Here is a 19,215-nt window from a genome sequence, read left to right as displayed (position 1 = left end):
CTTACTCCCACACGCGCCAGGGCGCGCGATTGGTGGACCAGAGGGTTTCCAGATGGTTGCGGTCGCGCAAGGTGTCCATGGGCTGCCAGAACCCGTCGTGGCGATAGACGCTCAACTGGTTGCGGTCGACCAGCGCTTCCAGCGGGCTGTTTTCCCAGACCGTGCTGTCGTCCTCGATCACGTCGATCACTTGCGGGTCGAGCACGAAGAAGCCCCCGTTGATCAGTCCATCGCCGTCGACCGGCTTCTCGCGGAAACCGGTCACCTGCCCACCGTCCACGCGCAGGGCGCCGAAGCGCCCCGGTGGCTGCACGGCGGTGACCGTGGCCAGCCGTCCTTCGCGGTGATGCAGCGCGATGGCCGCACCGATGTCGATGTCGGCCACGCCGTCGCCATAGGTCATGCAGAACGCCGATTCGCCGCGCAGATGCTCACGCACCCGACGCAGGCGCCCGCCGGTCATGGTCTGCGCGCCGGTGTCCACCAGCGTCACCCGCCACGGCTCGGCGCGGGTGTTGTGCAAGGTGGTGGTATTGCTGCCGAGGTCGCAGGTCACGTCCGATTCGCGCATGTGGTAGTTCATGAAGAAATCCTTGACCACCTCGCCGCGATAACCCAGACAGACGATGAAATCCTGGATGCCGTGATGGGCGTAGATCTTCATGATGTGCCAGAGGATCGGCTTGCCGCCGATCTCCACCATGGGCTTGGGGCGGATGGCGGTTTCCTCGGAAAGGCGCGTGCCCAGCCCGCCCGCCAGAATGACTGCTTTCATTGCTGATCCCTCGATCTGAACACATGCGGCGCTGTGGTCACGCGGTCATGCTCATCGCCAGCGTCGGCGGGGAGGCGGCGTGCTCGGCCATGGCGGCCAGACTGTCGAGCAGGGCGATGCGCTCGGCCAGCAACGGTGGGCGCGGCAACTGCAGGGTGTCGAGCACCTGCGCCCAGCGGTGTGCCCAATCGTGCCGGCGCAGTGACTGCACCGTGTTGTGGACGCGCGCCCGTGCAAGGCGGTCGGTCTGCTGTTCCAGCTCCTGCAGGAAGGCGCCAATGTCGTCCAGTGCCGGCGGCAGCTCGATCACCGCGTCCTCCCAATCGAAGAACTGGCCGAACTCCGGGCAGCGTTGCGCCGAGCCGACGATCACGGCGCCGCCGGCCGCGCCTTCGAAATACCGCGTGGCCAACGCCTGCTTTTGCACGCCCTTGAAGGCTCCTGCCGTATCCACGGTGAAGTCGTGTGCCATGAAGAACTTGGCGCGCTTGATCATCGCCGCGGACTGCAAGCGATGCGCAGACCAGTCCGGCACCGCGCCGCCGCGCAGTGCATCATGCAGGTAGAAGAACTCCGGGTGTGCCCGCGCATGGTCGAGCAGTTGCGCATGCACCTGGGGCATGCGCCGCCCGATGCTCAGCACATCGATGCAGCGCTGCGGCGGCCGTGGCACGGGGGTGGCCAGCACGGTGTCGCAGGCGCTGGCAAGAAACGACACCGGCGTGCGGGTGTACTGCTGCAGTGCATCCACGCAACTGGCATTGAGCACGAACACGTGATCGAACTGATCCAGCACCTGCAGCTCGGCTTTCTGCGCGTGCAGCAGTTCCGGCCAGGTCTCCAGCAGGTACACCGCACGCAGCTGGCAGCGTTGATGCCAGCCATCGATGCGCGCGAGCGTGCTCAACTCCTTGGGAAACTGACACACATAGAAGAACAGGTCGTAGTCACGGTCGAGCTGCTGCGGTTGCGCATTGGACAGGGCAGGGCGGCCGCTCAAACGCCGCAGCGCGGACACACTGCGATACGCAAGCTCGTTGACCAGGTACGACACGCTCGGAGTGACGCCGCGTCCGCTTGTATAGTCCGCTGCCGGCGGACACAGCAGCTGTGCATGCTCCAGGCTGCGGACGACGTTGAGCAATGCATACGCCTGTCCATTGAATGCTTCTGGCCAGGCCTGATAGTTGGAGGCCAGCAAGACCGAACGCAGTGCGTCCATTGAAACTCCTTTGACCCATGCACATCCGAACCGTGCGACCGACGGTCGCGCTCGGGTGGGGTGGACGTGCATGTGTCGGATGCGGCGGGGGAGGCCACTCAAAAACCGCGGTAAATTGTGGCGAAACGCACATCGATAGTAGGGGCTGATCGTGAGAGGCCGGTGAGAACGGTCACAACAACCCGCGTAGTGCGCCGGGTCGCTACACTGGCCCGCCGTCGAACGAGCGTAGTCATGCATGACGTCGAATGCATCGTGGTGGGCGCAGGCGTCGTCGGGCTCGCTATCGCACGCTGCCTTGCAGTGCAGGGCCACACGGTGCTGGTGCTGGAGTCGGAAGCGGCCATCGGTACGGGCACCAGTGCGCGCAGCAGCGAGGTGATACATGCTGGTCTGTACTATCGGCCCGGTTCGTTGAAGGCACGGTTGTGCGTCCGCGGCAATGCGTTGCTCTATGCGTACTGCGCGCACCGCAACGTGCCGCACGGACGCTGCGGAAAGCTCGTCGTCGCCTGCGATCACGCACAGCAGCAACAACTCGATCGCCTGCAGCACAATGCGGCGCTCAGTCATGCCCCTGCATTGATTCCGCTCAGCGCTGCCCAGGTCCGCGCCCGCGAGCCCGCACTGCAGTGCGTCGCTGCGCTGGAATCGCAGAGCACCGGCATCGTCGACAGCCATGCGCTGATGCTGGCATTGCAGGGTGATGCACAGGCGCACGGCACCACCTTCGCGTTACGCACGGCGGTGGAGCGCGTTGAACCGGTGGCGCAGGGAGTGCGCGTGGTGATTGCCGACGATGCTGCCACCTCGCTCACCTGCCGCTGGTTGATCAATGCGGCCGGTCATGGCGCGCCATCGCTGGCCGCTACGATCGCGGGCCTACCCGCGCACGCGCAGGTGCAGGCGTTCTTTGCCAAGGGCAGCTATTTCACCCTGGCCGGTCGGGCTCCATTCCGGCAGCTGATCTATCCGCTGCCCGAGCCGGGCGGGCTGGGCGTGCATCTCACCCTCGACCTGCACGGCCGGGCGCGTTTCGGCCCGGACGTGGAATGGGTGGTGCAACCGGACTATCGTTGCGCACCGGCGCCGACGGCCGCGTTTGTCGCTGCCATCCGCCGGTACTGGCCAGGCCTGCCGGACGATGCCCTGCAGCCCGGCTACTGCGGCGTGCGCCCGAAGATCCACGGGCCGGCGCTTGCGGACGCAGACTTCCGCATCGATGGACCGGCACGGCACGGCATTCCTGGCCTGGTCAACTTGTTCGGCATCGAATCGCCGGGGCTGACCGCGTGCCTGAGCATCGCCGAACATGTGCTGGCGCTGCTGCAGGAACACCCGGCTCCCGTCGACACACCTCCGACCGACCTAAAGGTGGGCACCGCATGTATCTGATCCAGCTGCTGCTGCCGCTCACCGATAACCAGCGCCAGCCGTTTGCATCGAGCCTGTTCGACCGTGTCCACAGCGAGCTGGCCGAGCGCTTCGGCGGCATCACCGCCTACACCCGGGCGCCGGTGAGCGGGGCCTGGCGGGAAGATGGCGCGCAGTTGGTGCGCGACGACCTGGTGATCTACGAGGTCATGGCCGACGCGCTCGATACAGCGTGGTGGCACAGCTATCGTGCCGAGCTGGAACGGCGCTTTCGGCAGGACCAGCTGATCGTCCGCGCGCATGACGTGACCTTGCTCTAGCGGCGCCAGAGACCTCGGAGTGATGCCGTCCGGGTTGGGCTGGTAGCGCTACCTGCCTTTGCGCCGCAATGGGTCCGGCGCAGATCGGTCAGGTGTGCAAGATTTGCACAGCGAGCGCAGCGGTTTTTTCCTGCCTGTGTCCGTCTGCCCCGGCCGGGCCTGGTGTTTCGGGTTGGCACGATTGTTGCGGTAGGCCCATTACCCAATGACGTACCCGAAGCATCGAGAGGAGGCACAGTGGAAGACGGTCAGAACAGTACTCGTAGCCGGCGCGGCTTTGCCGCATTGGACCCGGAAAAGCGCCGCCTGCTGGCCAGCAGCGGTGGCAAGGCCGCGCATGCCAGCGGCAATGCGCACGAATTCACCAGCGACGAGGCACGCGAAGCAGGTCGGAAGGGCGGCCAGGCGGTGAGCCGCGATCGCGATCATATGTCGCGTATCGGCAGCAAGGGCGGGCGCTCCAAGCAGGCCAAGCCACAGGAAGAATCCGCGTAACCCCCGCAGCGGCATGCGAGGGCATGCCAACGCGGCACGTGGAATGCGGGCCCTTCGCCATGCGGCGCGGGGCCTGCTGCGTTTTGCGAGCGTCGCTTGATGCGGGCTTGCTAGACAATCGATTGCACGCCGCTTGCCTCGACAGCACCAATCGGGATGCCGCAGCAAACGCGGCGGCGATAACCGCCTGATCCGAAAAGTGCCGATCAGCCGAGCGGAAATTTTTGTAGCCCTCCAACCGCACGCCATCGATTGCAGGGAAAAATTTCGCTGTTGGGCGTACGCGGGGCGCCCGGTCGGCAGAATTTGCAGGGGACGTGGACGAGCGCCTTGCCTACGCGGCGAGAGTATTGACGATGCAGGTGGTGTGATCGGTTGCGACCACGCACGATGCCAAGCGCAACGCATCTTGCCCCGGGTCTGAAGCTCACGTTCCCGACGCCCACGCTGGCCAAAACCGGCGGTTACCACGTGAGCTGCACTGCCACGCACGCAGCAGCTCTTCCATGTCAACAGCGTGTGCAAGCACTACGCACCATTCACCTGAAGCAGCCGCATCTTTCATGCGCTGCAGGCCAGGCTGGAGCCATCGCACATCAACAGGAGATTGCACATGGCCGAACCCAAAGAGAATTTGATGGACTGGCTGCGCGACGCGCATGCCATGGAGCAGCAGGCCGAGCAGATGCTCAAGGCCCAGGCCGCGCGTATCGAGCATTACCCCAAGCTCAAGGCGCGTATCGAGCAGCATCTGGAAGAGACCCTGGGCCAGCAGCGCCTGGTCGAGTCCTGTATCGAACGCCTCGGCGGCTCGCCGTCGGTGATCAAGGACACCATGGGCAAGATGGCTGCCTTTGGCCAGGCCATGGGCGGCATGACCACCTCCGACGAGATCGTGAAGGGAGCAATGGCGAGCTACGTGTTCGAGAATCTGGAAATCGCGACCTACACCGCGCTGCTGGGTGCGGCAAAGACGGTGGGCGACATCGAGACCCAGCGCGTGTGCGAGCAGATCCTGCCGCAGGAGCAGGCCATGTCCGACTGGCTGCTGGCACATCTGCCCGAGCTGACCGAAGAGTTCCTGGTCCGCGATGCCACACCGGGCGTCACTGCCAAGAAGTGAACCTGGTCTGGTGATGTCAACGGCAGCCCGATGGGCCCCGCACGGCGGGGCCTTTTTTGTTTCTGCAATGCAAGCGCCTACCCTAGCGCCCTCTCTGGCAATGGTTTTACGTATGACTGCGCATTCCGGCTATCCGATCGGCACCCCCGGCCACGCCTGGGGCGAGGGCGAACGCAACGCATGGCGCGCCCGTCAGCGCGTACAGCGCAGTTACAGGGACGAGGTTGTGCGTCCGATCGAGGGCTTGGCCGACCGCTACGAACTGATTCCCTACGGCACTGTCGTTGCCGAACAAACCCGGTACCCGTTGCTGGCGCTGCGCAGCGCCCGCTGGGACCCGCGCCTGCCGTGCGCGCTGGTGACCGGCGGCGTGCATGGCTATGAGACGAGCGGGGTCCACGGCGCACTGCAGTTCCTGCAGCAGCGCGCAGCCGATTACGCGGGCACATGCAATCTGCTGGTCGCGCCCTGCGTCAATCCCTGGGGCTACGAGCGGATCCAGCGCTGGAACGCAGAGGCAGTCGACCCCAATCGCGCGTTCCGCGCCAACAGCCCGGCCGCAGAATCTGCGGCACTGATGCAACTGGTGGCGGCCACCGCCGACACGATGCTGGTGCATATCGATCTACATGAGACCACCAACAGCGACGAGAGCGAGTTCCGTCCTGCGCTGGCGGCACGCGACGGCGTTGCATTCGTTCCCGGCAGCATCCCGGATGGTTTCTATCTGGTCGGCGACAGCGAAGACCCGCAGCCCGCCTTTCAGCAGGCGGTGATCGCTGCGGTGGGGCAGGTGACGCATATTGCGCCGGCCGATGCGCAAGGCCAGCTCATCGGCGCGCCGGTGGCCGGCCATGGCGTCATCCATTACCCGGTACGGCGTCTGGGCCTGTGTGCCGGGGTCACGGACGCACGCTATCGCACCACCACCGAAGTCTATCCGGACAGCCCGCGCGCCACGCCTGCACAATGCAATACGGCGCAGGTGACGGCCGTCTGTGCCGCGCTGGAGTACGCGCTGCAACATCGCTGAGCGGCCTGCGCCGGCACGTCGCGTTCAACCCGCCGCCTTGGCGCGGAACTGAGGTGGCCGGGCCATGGCAGGGGCGCCGCATGCGCACCAGGCACGCAGGTCAGGGCAGCCGGCGACGTGCGCTGGCCTCCTGCACATAGGCGGCGACCAGGTGGGCTTCCATTGGCTTGGACAGCAGGTAGCCCTGCGCTTCATCGCAGCCCCAACTGCGCAGCAGCGCGATCTCGTCGGCATGCTCGATTCCTTCGGCGACGGTGCGGTATCCCAGGGCGCTGGCCAGCCGTACCACTGCTTCGGCGCGCATCTGCATGCCGGCCTTGGTGGCGATGCCGGTGACCAGCGACCGATCCAGCTTGAGCACATTGACCGGCAGTTCGGTGAGGTAACCAAAATTGCTGTAGCCCGTGCCGAAGTCGTCGATCGCCACGCTGACCCCGGCGTCGCGCAAGGCGCGCAGGCGTGGCACCGCCTCCACATTGCTGCGCAACCAACGCCCCTCGGTGATTTCCAGTTCGATCCGCCTGGTCGGAATGCCCAGGTCGTTGCAGCGGTTGATCACGTCCGCGGCCAGATTGATGTTGCCGAAATCGCGCGAAGACAGGTTGATCGAGATGCAGAAATCCAGCCCCTGGGTGCGCCATTGCGCCAACTGCGTCAGGGCGCTCTCGATCACCCAGTTGGTGACCGTGCACATCAGCGCGGTCTTTTCGAACAGCGGGATGAATTCATCCGGGCCAATTGGTCCCAGACTGACGTGATGCCAGCGCAGCAGCGCCTCGAAACCGATGACCGACAGGTCTTCCAAGTCGATACGCGGCTGGAACACCAACCGGAAGTCGCCGGCGTCCAGCGCCTTTTCCGCATCCAGCGCCAGGCGGTACGAACGTTGGATGGCGTCGTCCTGCGAGGCGCTGTACCAGCACACCACGGCATGGTTGTTGATCGCATCGCCCAGCGACACCAGGCCCTTGCGCATGACATCGTTGGTGTCCGGCTGCTGCGGTGCGAAGCGCACCACGCCGGCATGGAAGGTCAGCGACATCGGTACGCCGGCCGCGTCCACCGGCTTGTGCAGCATGTCGCGCAGGTCCAGCAGGAGGTCCTCCATTTCGTCGGGCGCAGAGTTCAGAAGGAAGAACGCAAAGCGCATCGGCGCGACGTGGTAGACCGTGGCCTTGCCACGCAGCGCACGCGTCAGCACGAAACTGGCATGCCGGATCAATTCTTCCAGGGGCTGCATCCCGAGTGCCTGACGCGCCTCGTTGGCAGCCTGCGTGTCGTAGACCTCGATGAAGGCGGCGATGGTCGGCACCGCATGGCTACCGAAGGCGAGCGCATCCAGGTCCGATTGCAGCTGACGCGCATTGAGCAGGCCGCTATGCGGCTCGCGGCGGCCGGCACCGAATTGCAGTTCCAGTTGCGCGGCTGCCACGTTGGCAAACATCAGCAGCTGTTGATGCTCCTGACTGGCCAGCCTGCGTTCGCGTGTATCGATCACGCACAAGGCGCCAGTGATCCCGGCTTGCGGCGCGCCGACCGGCACGCAGGCGATGAACCGTGCAGGAAGACCCGGGAATGCCGCGTCGCCGAGCTGGATCGGCGCGAGCGCCGCGTGTTCGATGAGTTCCAAGACGCCATTGGCCGACGCCGGCACGTGCTCACACAGGGCCATGGCTTGCTCGACGTGGCTGGTGCTGATGCCGCGCGCCGCAAGAACCCGCATGCGGCCGCCTTCGGTAATGGTCAACGCAGCGGCCGGCGCTACCAGTGCGTGGCACACCAGCCGTGCAATCTGCTCCAACGGTTCCATTCCGCCGAGATCGATTGGCACACCTGACCAGTCGAACTGGCGGTCGCGCCTTTTGTCATCCAGAGCAAGCGTCATGTCGTCAGGTTCCGTGTTGAAGATCACACACTGCATGGCCACTAAAAACAAATCGAAGTCATCGATGAGTGACGACCTGCGCCGTCCGATTCCATCACGCACCAGTCACTTGCCGCTAGAGGGGCCGGGATAACAAACCCGACAAGAGTGTGCAATTCGTAATTCAAAGGGCGGCGGACGAACGCGATATACCCATGGCGCATCGGAAAATCGGGGTCGACCATTGCAGTGGTCCTATCGATCCAGACGGGCTCAGCCAGATAATCCGACATCGATTCTTTTTGCACTGCGAGATGGTTTCCAGGCCATGGCGCCATACCGATCGGCTCGCTTTCATTGACCTCATTATAATGAGCCTGCTTGATGCATCCAGCCAGAGTCGCGTTCTAGCGGCATGGTGTGGGCCGCCAAGCTACTGATATATCCAACAAAGTGGCTCTCCAAAATGGATTTTGTCGCTTGCGCCTGCCGACGATTCGCCTTCAAGCGGGCAGATGCAATCTGGTTCCCAGATTATATCCGTGCAACAGATGGGTTTGAGGTTATTGATATTCGTCACGGTTACTTCGAGGCGGATCGCCTATTAATCTGCGCAGTCGATTGACCAGGATTGGTATTAATCATTATCGGCCTCAAGCGAATGAGCTGAAGCGGCTCACGCTCTCACCATCTCGATCGTTAGTTCATTCGTCTTCGGGGGCGCGTGCGCGCATGCACGCAACTTCTTAGCGCGGCTATCAGGGGGAATCAGGATGAATCGTGCATTTGCGCTTGTCTGGAACGCGGCCATCGGCAATTGGGTGGTCACGCACGAATTGGTACGGCGGCGACGTAAACCTGGATCCACACGCCGTGCATTGCCGAGCCTGGTCATTCTTGCGGTGGGGGCCGCCGCGCCGGCGCTGGCCTGGGGGGCGTGTACACCGGCCCTGCCTGCGGCGGGCGCAACCATCACCTGCACGGGGCTGGCGCTCACCGGCAATGCGTTTGCGAGCAGCGCGAACAACCTCACCGTCAATGTGGCCTCCGGTACGCAGATGACAGCCGGTTTGCTCGGTGGCACCGCCATCGCACTGAACGGCACCAACGCAACGCTCAACAACAGCGGTTCGATCGATCCGTCCGTGCTCGGCCTTCTGTCGGTGTTGAGCAGCGGCGTCACCATGGGCAATGCGACGTCCACGTCGGTGGTGGCCAACAATCTTCTCGGCGGCAGCATCTATGGCACGGGAAGCCTGCTGGGAGCGAACCTGCTCAATCTCGACGGCATGGCGCTGGGCCTCACCTCGGCCAACAGCGGTGTCGTGCAGATCAATAATGCTGGCCTGATCAGCAACCGCCCGCTGCTCAACCTGTCGGTGTTGGGGGCTGACACGCCGGTGATCGCAGTCACGGGCGGCGGAACCGTCAACGCGGTCAACACCGGCACCATCGAGGGGCGCGTCGGCTTTCAGAGTTCGGCCATAGGCAACAGTTTCGTCAATGCCGGCACCATCACCGGTAGCGTGTCGATGGGTGCCAACAGCACCAACACCTTCACCGCAGTCACCGGCGGCAGCATCGGTAATGGCGGTGGCCTGGCGCTGGAATTGCTGGGCCCCAGCGGCCTGCTGAGTTTTGCGCGCACCGGTGTTGTGGACGGTGGTGCCGGCGGCACCAATACATTGATCCTGCAGAACGCCGTCACCGGGACCGGCAGTGGCACCACTGGCGCCGGCACCGTCAGCACGGATCAGTACATCAATTTCGGCAGCCTGCGCGTCAACAGCGGTACCTGGACCTTGGGCGGTGCAAGCAACTTCGGTAGCAGCGCGCTCAATGGTGGCGTCCTGCAATTTTCGACACCGGCGCAGCTCGGTACCGCGATCACTGCCAATGGCGGCACCTTGGAATCCACTGCCGCCGGCCTGACCCTGGCGCCCGCCGGTGGCATCACCCTCGCTGCCGGCGGCCTGACGGTGCGGGGCAGCAATGCCCTCACCATCGGCAGCACGCTGGCCGGTGTCGGTGCACTGACCAAGACCGGGACCGGCGGATTGACTCTGACTGGGACCAACACCTTTAGCGGCGGCGTCAACCTGGGTGCCGGTGCAGTGACCGTTGCCAACAACAGCGCGCTGGGAACCGGCACCGTGACCGCCGCCGGTGGCAGCCTGGTGGCCGGCACCGCCCTCAACCTGCCGAACGCGGTCGTGCTCAACGCCGCGCTGGGCATCGGCGGTACGAACAACGTTCGCCTGGGAGGCACCATCAGTGGAACCGGAGCACTGAACAAGACCGGCACGGGCACGCTGACCCTTGGCGGGACCAACACCTATGCCGGCGGCACGACCCTGAGTGCCGGTACGACCGTGCTGGAAACCGCTGGCGCACTCGGCACCGGCACCGTCACTGCGGCAGGCGGGCTGCTGGATACGACGGCGCCATTGACCTTGGGCAATACATTCGCGCTGAACAGCTCCCTGGGGCTGGGCGCCAGCGGCAATGCGCTCACCTTGAACGGCACGCTCGCAGGGACGGGCGGCCTCACCAAGACCGGCACCGGCGCACTCACGCTCAATGCTGCAAACACCTATACGGGCGGTACCACGCTCGCCGCCGGCAGCCTGCAGGTGGGCAATGCCGCTGCACTGGGTACCGGCGCGTTGAATGTCACCGGTGCCTCCAACCTGAGCACCAGTGCGCCGCTGACCCTGAGCAACGCCGTCAACCTGTCCGGGCCCCTGAGCTGGACCGGCGCCCAGGCCCTGACGTTGGGCGGTGTCATCAACGGAAGCGGCAGCCTGATCAAGAGCGGCGCGGGTGATCTCACGCTGTCCAACACCAATGGCTACACCGGTGGCACCACGCTGAGCAGTGGACGCTTGGTAGTCGGTAACAGTGCCGCCCTCGGCACCGGCACCCTCACTGCCAGCGGCGGCGTGCTCGATGCAGCGGCTGCGGCCACGCTCAGCAATGCCATCGCCCTGACCGGCAGCGTAGGGATGGGCAGCAATGGCACCGCCCTGAATCTGGCGGGCACCATCAGCGGCACCGGTGCATTGAACAAGCTCGGCACCGGCAGCTTTACCGTGGGAGGGCTGAACACTTATAGCGGCGGCACCACCCTCAGCGCCGGCACCTTGCAGTTCACCAATGGCAACGCGTTGGGCAGCGGCGCACTGAACGTCACCGGCAATGCCAACTTGCAGGGCACCACGCCGACGGTGCTGAGCAATGCGATCACGCTCGCCACGGGCGCGCTGACGCTCGACGGCGCGCAGGCGCTGACATTGAACGGCGACATTACCGGTGCCGGCAGCCTGGTCAAATCCGGAAGCGGCGATCTCACCCTGAGCGGCACCAATGCGTATACCGGCGGCACCACGCTGAGCGCGGGCAAGCTCACCATCGGCAGCAACAGCGCCCTGGGTGTCGGCGCGCTCACCGCCGCGGCGGGAACCACGCTGGATACCCTTGCAGTCAGCACGCTCGCCAACGCCATTGCACTGACCGGCTTGGTCAACATCGCGGGCAGTAATGCACTCTCACTCACTGGCGACATCACTGGCGTCGGTAGCCTGGACAAGCTCGGCCCCGCCAGCCTCACCCTGGCCGGCAACAACAGTTATGCCGGTGGCACGCGTCTGGCCGCCGGCAGCCTGCTGCTGGGCAGCGATGCAGCGCTGGGCACCGGAACCTTGACCGTTGCCGGCGGCCTGCTGGATGGCACGGCCGCGCGCTCGCTTGCCAACAGCGTGGTGCTGGATGCCGATCTGCTGCTCGGCGGCAGCCAGGATCTTTCGCTCACCGGGCTTGTCAGTGGTGCCGGCGGTCTGGTCAAGAACGGCAACGCGACGCTCACGCTGACCGGTGCCAACACGTTTGCCGGCGGTGTGGATCTCAACGCGGGCGCACTGCTGATCGGCACGGGCGCCGCCTTGGGCAGCGGCGCGTTGACCGCAGCCGATGGCACGCAGCTGCAGGCCACGACGGCCACCACGGTAGGCAACGACGTCACCTTGAATGGCGCGCTGTCGCTCACCGGTAACAACGCCCTCGACCTGAGCGGCACCGTGAGCGGTGCAGGCAGCCTGATCAAACAAGGCACCGGCGCACTGACGCTGACCGGCAATAACCTCTACACCGGCGGCACCGCGTTGAACGCCGGCGCCCTGGTGGTCGGCAGCAACACCGCGCTCGGCACCGGGGTACTCACCGCAGCCGATGGCACGCAACTCACTGCGGGCACGGCGCTCAGTCTGCAGAATGCGCTCACGGTGAACGGCGCACTCGGCATCGACGGTGGGAGCCTGACACTCAACGGCGTCATCGATGGTGCAGGAAGCCTGGTCAAAAGCGGCACCCAGACCCTCACCCTCAACGGCGCCAATACCTGGGGCGGCGGCCTGCAGCTGCAATCCGGCGGGCTGGTGGCAGGCAGCGATGCGGCGTTGGGCATCGGCACGCTGACGGCGGCCGGTGGCACCACGCTGGATGCAAGCACCTCGGTGAACCTGGCAAACGCGCTCGCATTGAACGGCGCGTTGCGCTTGCCCGGCACCCAGGACATCGCATTGAACGGTGTGATCAGCGGTGCCGGGAGTCTCGACAAGCAGGGCGCCGCGACATTGACCTTGGGCAATGCCAATACGTTCAGCGGTGGCGTCACGCTGGATGCAGGCCGGCTGGTGCTCGGCAACGCGGCGGCCCTGGGTGCAGGCGGCCTGCTGGTCGGCGGGCCAGCGCAACTGGACACCACGGCGGCGCTGAATGTGGGCAACGCGGTGCAGTTGGACGACCAGCTCAGCCTGGACGGCAGCAACGACCTGACCTTGAGCGGTGTGGTCAGCGGGACCGGCGCCCTGATCAAGAACGGCGCCACCACCTTGTCGCTCACGGCCGGCAATAGCTACAGCGGGGGCACCACACTCACCGCCGGCACCATTGCGGTTGGCGCAGACACCGCGCTGGGCACCGGTAGCCTGTCGGTTACCGGCAACGCGGTGTTGAGCAATGCCATTGCCGTGGCGCTGGGCAATGGCATCGATCTGGGTGCGGCACTCACCGTCGACAACGCAGCGGACATGCTGGCCAGCGGCACGATCAGCGGTGCGGGCGGCCTGACCAAGACCGGTCTGGGCATCTTGACCCTAGGTGGCAGCAATACCTACACCGGCCCGCTCGCGATTCAGACCGGCACGCTGGTGGCCAGCACGGCCGCCTCGCTCGGAAACGCCAGCACGGTCGATGTGGCCGCTGGCGCGTCCTTGAACCTGACCAGTGGCGGCTTGATCAACACCCTCAGCGGCGCCGGCAGCGTCGATACCGATGCCGGCGCCACCTTGCAGCTGGGCAGTGGCGACTTCGCCGGCAGTCTTGGGGGGGGCGGTAACCTGGACAAGGTCGGCGCCGGCACCGTGCGGCTGCTGGGCAACAGCCTGATCGGAGGCGCCACGCAGGTCAGCGCCGGCACCCTGGACGTGATTGGCAGCCTGGGCACCAGCGCGTTGAATGTGGCGCTGGGCGGCACCCTGACCGGTAGCGGCAGCAACGGCAGCATTGCCAGTGGGGTGACCATCGGCGACGGCGGGCGGCTGGCATTGACCAGCGGCTCCTCGCTCAGCGTCGGCGGGCTGACGCTGGCACCGGGTGCCTTGCTGGATGTCTCGCTTGCGGCGCCGAGCACCACGCGTCTGCTCGCGGTCAACGGCAATCTCACCCTGGACGGCACGCTCAACATCACCGACATCGGCGGCTTCGGTTCCGGCGTCTATCGATTGATCGACTACACCGGCGCGTTGACCAATAACGGCGTGCTGTTCGGAACCATTCCGGGCAGTGTCGACATCAGCCAACTCGCACTGCAGACCGCCATCGGCCAACAGATCAACCTCGTGGTCACCGCGCCGGGCAGCATCGTGCAGTTCTGGGACGGCGTGCAGACCGTGGCCAACGGCACGGTCGATGGCGGCGCGGGTGTATGGGGCGCCGCCACCAACTGGACCGGACAGGATGGCACGGCCAACAGCACCTGGCAGGGCGACTTTGCGGTGTTCTCCGGCACCGCCGGCACGGTAGGCGTGCAGGGCACGCAAGGCGTGGGTGGGCTGCAGTTCGTGACCGACGGTTACCGCCTGAGCGATGCCGGTGGCGGTGCGCTGGACCTGACCACGCCGCTCACCGCCATCCGTGTCGACCCCGGCGCCACGGCCACGATCGACGTCGCTGTCTCCGGCGTCGGCGGCATTGAAAAACTCGACACCGGCACCCTGGTCCTGGATGCAGCCAACAGTTACACCGGCGGCACCGCGCTCGGTGGCGGCACGCTGGTGCTGGGCGATGCGCAGGCGCTGGGCACTGGTGCCTTGACGGCTGCGGCCGGCACCAACCTCGATAGCAATCAGGCATTAGCGGTGGGCAACGCAGTGGTGCTGGACGGGGCGGTCAATGTGCTCGGCAGCAACGACCTGACATTGTCCGGGCCGATCGCCGGCGCAGGCAGCCTGATCAAGAATGGCACCAGCACGCTCACGCTCGATGGCGCCAACAGCTACGCCGGTGGCACGTTGTTGAACGCCGGCACGCTGGCCGTTGGCAGCAACACGGCATTGGGCAGCGGCAGCCTGTCGGTGCTGGGCAATGCCAGCTTGAGCAACGCGATCGCCCTGGCGCTGGGCAACAGCATCAACCTGGGCGCGGACCTGAGCATTGCCAATGCAGCCGATCTGGCGTTGATCGGCGCGCTCAGTGGCACCGGTGCGTTGACCAAGACCGGCCTGGGCACCTTGACCCTGTCCGGCGCCAACAGCTTCAGCGGTCCGGTGGCCGTGCAGGCCGGCGTGCTCGCCACGTCCGCTGCCGGCGGTCTGGGCACCACCAGCGCGGTGGATGTGGCGGCAGGCGCCGGATTGTCGCTGGGCGGCAACGCCGCGCTGGGCGCGGTGACCGGGCAGGGCAACGTCGCCATCCTCGGCGGCACCACCTTGCAGCTCGGCGTCAACGACGTCGGCAGCAGCTTTGCCGGCAGCCTGAGCGGTACCGGCAACCTGGACAAGGTGGGCAACGGCACCGTGCAGCTCACCGGTGCCAGCGCACTGGGCGGCACCACGCAGATCTCCGGCGGCACGCTGGATGTGGACGGCACGCTCGCCAGCATCGGCGGGGTCAACGTGGGCACCGGCGGCACGCTGAGCGGCAGCGGCGTGGTCGATGCGGCTGTCACCGTCAACGACGGGGGCCGGCTGGTGGTGACCAGTGGTGCAGTGTTGACCACCGGCAGCTTGAACATGGCACCCAACGCCACCCTCGATGCATTGCTGGGCACACCCAGCCAGACCGGCGTGCTGGCGGTCAACGGCGACCTGACCCTGGATGGCACGCTCAACATCACCGACATCGGCGGCTTCGGCACGGGTGTGTATCGCCTGATCGATTACGTCGGCGCGCTGACCAACAATGGGCTGGATATCGGCACGCTGCCCGGCACCATCGACCCGACCCAGCTGACGCTGCAGACCGCACTTGCCCAGCAGGTCAACGTAGTGGTGCTGTCGCCCGGCAGCAATGTGCAGTTCTGGGATGGCGCGCAGACCGTGGCCAACGGCAGCGTCGATGGCGGAACCGCCGCATGGACTGCGGGCGGCACCAACTGGACCTCGATCGACGGACTCACCAACAGCCCCTGGCAGAACAGCTTTGCAGTGTTTGCCGGCAGCGCCGGCACGGTGGGCGTGCAGGGCACCCAGGGCATCACCGGCATGCAGTTCATCACCGACGGCTATGTGCTCGGCGACGGCGGAGCAGGCGCGCTGAGCGCCAATGCCGCCACCACCATCATCCGGGTGGATCCCGGTGTCACCGGCACGATCGATGTCGCCATCGGCGGCACCGGCGCGCTCCAGAAACTCGACACCGGCACCCTGGTCCTGGATGCAGCCAACAGCTACACCGGTGGCACCGCGCTCGGCGGCGGCACGCTGGTGCTGGGCGATGCGCAGGCGCTGGGCACGGGGACCCTGACGGCTGCCGCCGGCACCAACCTCGATAGCAATCAGGCATTGGTGGTGGGCAATGCAGTGGTGCTGGACGGCGCGGTGAATCTGCTCGGCAGCAACGACCTGGCATTGTCCGGGTCGATCAGCGGCGCGGGCAGCCTGATCAAGAATGGCACCAGCACGCTCACGCTCGATGGCGCCAACAGCTACGCCGGTGGCACAGTGTTGAACGCCGGCACGCTGGCGGTTGGCAGCAACACGGCGTTGGGCAGCGGCGCATTGTCGGTCATCGGCGACTCGGTGCTCAGCAACGCGATTGCCGCAGCGTTGGGCAATACGATCAACCTGGGTGCCGTGCTCACCGTGGACAACCCGGCCGACCTGACCCTGTCCGGCAGCCTCGGCGGTAGCGGGGCGCTGATCAAGACCAACACCGGCACGCTGACGCTGGCTGGCAGCAGTGCCTACACCGGCGGTACCACGGTGGATGCCGGCACGCTGGTGGGTAACAGTGCGAGCCTGCAGGGCGCCATCGTCGACAATGCCACGCTGGTGTTCGATCAGGCGGCCGCTGGGGTCTTCAACGGCTCGATCACCGGCACCGGCGGCGTGGTCAAGGACGGTGCGGGCGCATTGCTGCTCAATGGGGCGAACGGCTACACCGGTGGCACTACCATTGCGGCCGGCAGCCTGGTCGGCGACACCACCAGCCTGCAGGGCGACATCACCAACAACGCAGCGCTGGTGTTCAACCAGACCACCGGCGGCGTGTACGGCGGTGTGGTCAGCGGCACCGGGTCGCTGGAAAAGACCGGCGCCGGTGTCCTGCAGCTCACCGGCAGCAACAGCTACACCGGCGGCACGTTGGTCAGTGCGGGCAGCTTGATCGGCAACACCGCCAGCCTGCAGGGCGACGTGGTGGACAACGCCACGCTGGTCTTCGACCAGGCCACCGATGGCACGTTTGCCGGTGTCGTCAGCGGTACCGGCAACGTGGTGAAGCAGGGGGCCGGCGTCCTGACGCTTGCCGGGACCAACACCTATGGCGGCGGCACCACCATTGCCAGCGGCACGTTGCAGGGCACCACCGCCAGCCTGCAGGGCAATATCCTCGACAACGCAGTGCTGGTGTTCGATCAGGCCGGCGACGGCAGCTTTGCCGGCAACATCAGCGGCAGCGGCACACTGATCAAGAACGGCGCCGGTGCCGTCACCCTGGATGGGATCAACAGCTATCTCGGGGGCACCGCCGTCAATGCCGGAACGCTGATCGGCGACACCGACAGCCTGCAGGGCAACATCGCCAACAACAGCGCGCTGGTGTTCCTGCAGAACGCCAATGGAACCTACGCCGGCACGCTGTCGGGCACCGGCACCCTGCTCAAGGATGGCCTGGGCACGTTGTTGGTCACCGCGGACAGTAGTGGGTTCACCGGCCCGACCACCATCAGCGCGGGCACCCTGAGCGTGGGCAATCCGGCCAACCCGGGCGCCGCCATCGGCGGGCCGGTGACGGTCGGACCGGGCGGTACGCTGACCGGCAGCGGGACCATCGGCAGTCTCACCACGTCCGGTGGCACCCTGGCGATCGGCGGGACCACCGGCACGGTCACCATTGGCGGCAACGCCACCATCGGCCCCGGTTCCACCGTGCAGGTCACGCCAGGCAACGGCGGTGTGGTGACGCCGGTGACGGTGGGCGGCGCCGCGACGCTGGCACCGGGCAGCACCTTGCAGGTGGTGCGTGCGGCCGACCTGCCATTGTTCACCGAGATTCCGGTGGTCAACGCCGCTGGCGGGCTGAGCGGGCAATTCACCAATGTCATCTCCGACTATGCCTTCATCGATCCGAATGTCAGCACCAGCGCAACCGGGCTGTCGGTCTTCTTCGGCCGCAACACCACCGGCATGGTCGATGCGGTGACCACGCCCAACCAGCAGTCCACCGCCGCTGCAGTGGACGGCCTGCCCACCACCAGCCCGGTGTACCAGGCCGTGGTCCGTCTCCCGGACGATGCGCAGGCGGTGGCCACCGCGTTTGCGTCGCTGTCGGGCGAAAGCCATGCGAGCACCGCCACTGCGATGCTCGACAGTCGCTTCCTCTACAGCGGCATCGGCAATCATCTGCGTGGCGACAGCCAGGACACCCGTATCGGCGAGACCACGGTGTGGATCACCGGCCGCAGCCTGCCCAACCGGGTCGATGGCGATGCCAATGCCATTTCGGTGCGGCGCGAAGACAACGGCATCATGGCCGGTGCCGAGCGGCGCGTCGGGGAGCGCAGCGTGGTCGGCATTGCGGTGGGCAGCCAGGACATCGAAAGCTGGTCGCGCGAGTGGGGCGACCGGGCCGACATCGACGGTACGCATGTCGGCGTGTATGGCCAGGCCGACTGGTCTGCGTTCTCGCTGCAAGGCGCGGTGGACTATGCCGACTACCGCGTGGACGGCTCGCGTCGGGTGATGCTGCCCGGCGTGCTCGAAGAGCGGCTCACCAGCGATTACGATGCCACCGCCGTCACCGCCTCGCTGGAAGCGTCCTGGAACCTGCGCACCGGCAACGCGGTCTACAGCCCGTTCATCGCGGCCGATTACACCCATCTGAAGACGGATGGGTTCAACGAGCGCGGCGGGATCGCCGCACTGTCTGTCCGCAGCGCCAAGGACGAATTCACCACCAGCACGGTAGGCCTGCGCGGGCGTTGGGAACTGGGTGAGCAGGCTTCGCTCTACGCCTCGGTGGGCTGGCGGCATGCCTTCGGCGATCGTGCCGTGCAGCGCTCGGCGGGCTTTGTCGGCACCGGTGCGCAGTTCTCGGTGCAAAGCGTCACCCTGGCCAAGAATGCAGCCATCGGTGAGGTGGGCGTCAGCGTGATCACCTCGCCCAATAGCCGCATGGCATTGTCGTTGCAGGGACTCAACGGCGACGGCCAGACCGCCTACGGCGGGCAGGTGACCTGGGGGTGGAGTTTCTGATCGCAGCAACAGCGTGAACCAACGAGCCCCGGCCTG

The 19,215-nt window shown here is 66.0% G+C and carries 9 protein-coding genes; 6 read left to right on the top strand and 3 right to left on the bottom strand.

Annotation, left to right across the window (positions count from 1 at the left end; all coding sequences use genetic code 11):
• Nucleotide 1: 1 nt before the first annotated feature.
• Complete coding sequence (gene rfbF / locus ABQZ09_RS16195; RefSeq protein WP_039411362.1) at nt 2-775, bottom strand: glucose-1-phosphate cytidylyltransferase; 774 nt, start codon at nt 773-775, stop codon at nt 2-4.
• A gap of 37 nt (nt 776-812) precedes the next feature.
• Nucleotides 813-1,997: a glycosyltransferase family protein gene (locus ABQZ09_RS16190; RefSeq protein ID WP_228888381.1), complete on the bottom strand. Its 1,185-nt coding sequence runs from the start codon at nt 1,995-1,997 to the stop codon at nt 813-815.
• 234 nt (nt 1,998-2,231) lie between these two features.
• Here ABQZ09_RS16190 and ABQZ09_RS16185 point away from each other — a divergent pair, with 234 nt between their 5' ends.
• The 5 genes from ABQZ09_RS16185 to ABQZ09_RS16165 all read left to right on the top strand — a co-directional run bounded on the left by ABQZ09_RS16185 (nt 2,232) and on the right by ABQZ09_RS16165 (nt 6,342).
• The gene (locus tag ABQZ09_RS16185) at nt 2,232-3,392 is read left to right on the top strand and encodes an NAD(P)/FAD-dependent oxidoreductase (protein WP_349777363.1); all 1,161 of its coding nucleotides are present in this window, start codon (nt 2,232-2,234) and stop codon (nt 3,390-3,392) included.
• Nucleotides 3,383-3,691, top strand: a complete 309-nt coding sequence (locus ABQZ09_RS16180; RefSeq protein ID WP_349777362.1) for a hypothetical protein — start codon at nt 3,383-3,385, stop codon at nt 3,689-3,691. Before ABQZ09_RS16185 ends, ABQZ09_RS16180 begins: the two co-directional genes overlap by 10 nt.
• Before the next feature lie 237 nt (nt 3,692-3,928).
• Nucleotides 3,929-4,186, top strand: a complete 258-nt coding sequence (locus tag ABQZ09_RS16175) for a KGG domain-containing protein (protein ID WP_039411372.1) — start codon at nt 3,929-3,931, stop codon at nt 4,184-4,186.
• A gap of 613 nt (nt 4,187-4,799) precedes the next feature.
• On the top strand, nt 4,800-5,309 hold the full coding sequence (locus ABQZ09_RS16170; RefSeq protein WP_039411375.1) for a ferritin-like domain-containing protein: 510 nt from the start codon (nt 4,800-4,802) through the stop codon (nt 5,307-5,309).
• A 112-nt stretch (nt 5,310-5,421) separates the two neighbouring features.
• Nucleotides 5,422-6,342, top strand: coding sequence for a M14 family metallopeptidase (locus tag ABQZ09_RS16165; RefSeq protein WP_349777361.1), 921 nt, complete (start codon nt 5,422-5,424; stop codon nt 6,340-6,342).
• A 100-nt stretch (nt 6,343-6,442) separates the two neighbouring features.
• Here ABQZ09_RS16165 and ABQZ09_RS16160 read toward each other — a convergent pair whose 3' ends face one another.
• A complete protein-coding gene (locus tag ABQZ09_RS16160) occupies nt 6,443-8,254 on the bottom strand; it encodes an EAL domain-containing protein (protein ID WP_349777360.1) in 1,812 nt (603 codons plus the stop codon).
• A gap of 725 nt (nt 8,255-8,979) precedes the next feature.
• Between ABQZ09_RS16160 and ABQZ09_RS16155 the strand changes: the two genes are divergently transcribed.
• A complete protein-coding gene (locus ABQZ09_RS16155) occupies nt 8,980-19,179 on the top strand; it encodes an autotransporter-associated beta strand repeat-containing protein (protein ID WP_349777359.1) in 10,200 nt (3,399 codons plus the stop codon).
• Nucleotides 19,180-19,215: the final 36 nt, after the last annotated feature.

It is taken from the genome of Xanthomonas sp. WHRI 6106, assembly GCF_040202405.1.
GTDB lineage: Bacteria > Pseudomonadota > Gammaproteobacteria > Xanthomonadales > Xanthomonadaceae > Xanthomonas > Xanthomonas cannabis.
Note: the sequence above shows the minus strand (reverse complement) of the source record. Positions and strands in the feature narration are given on the sequence as shown.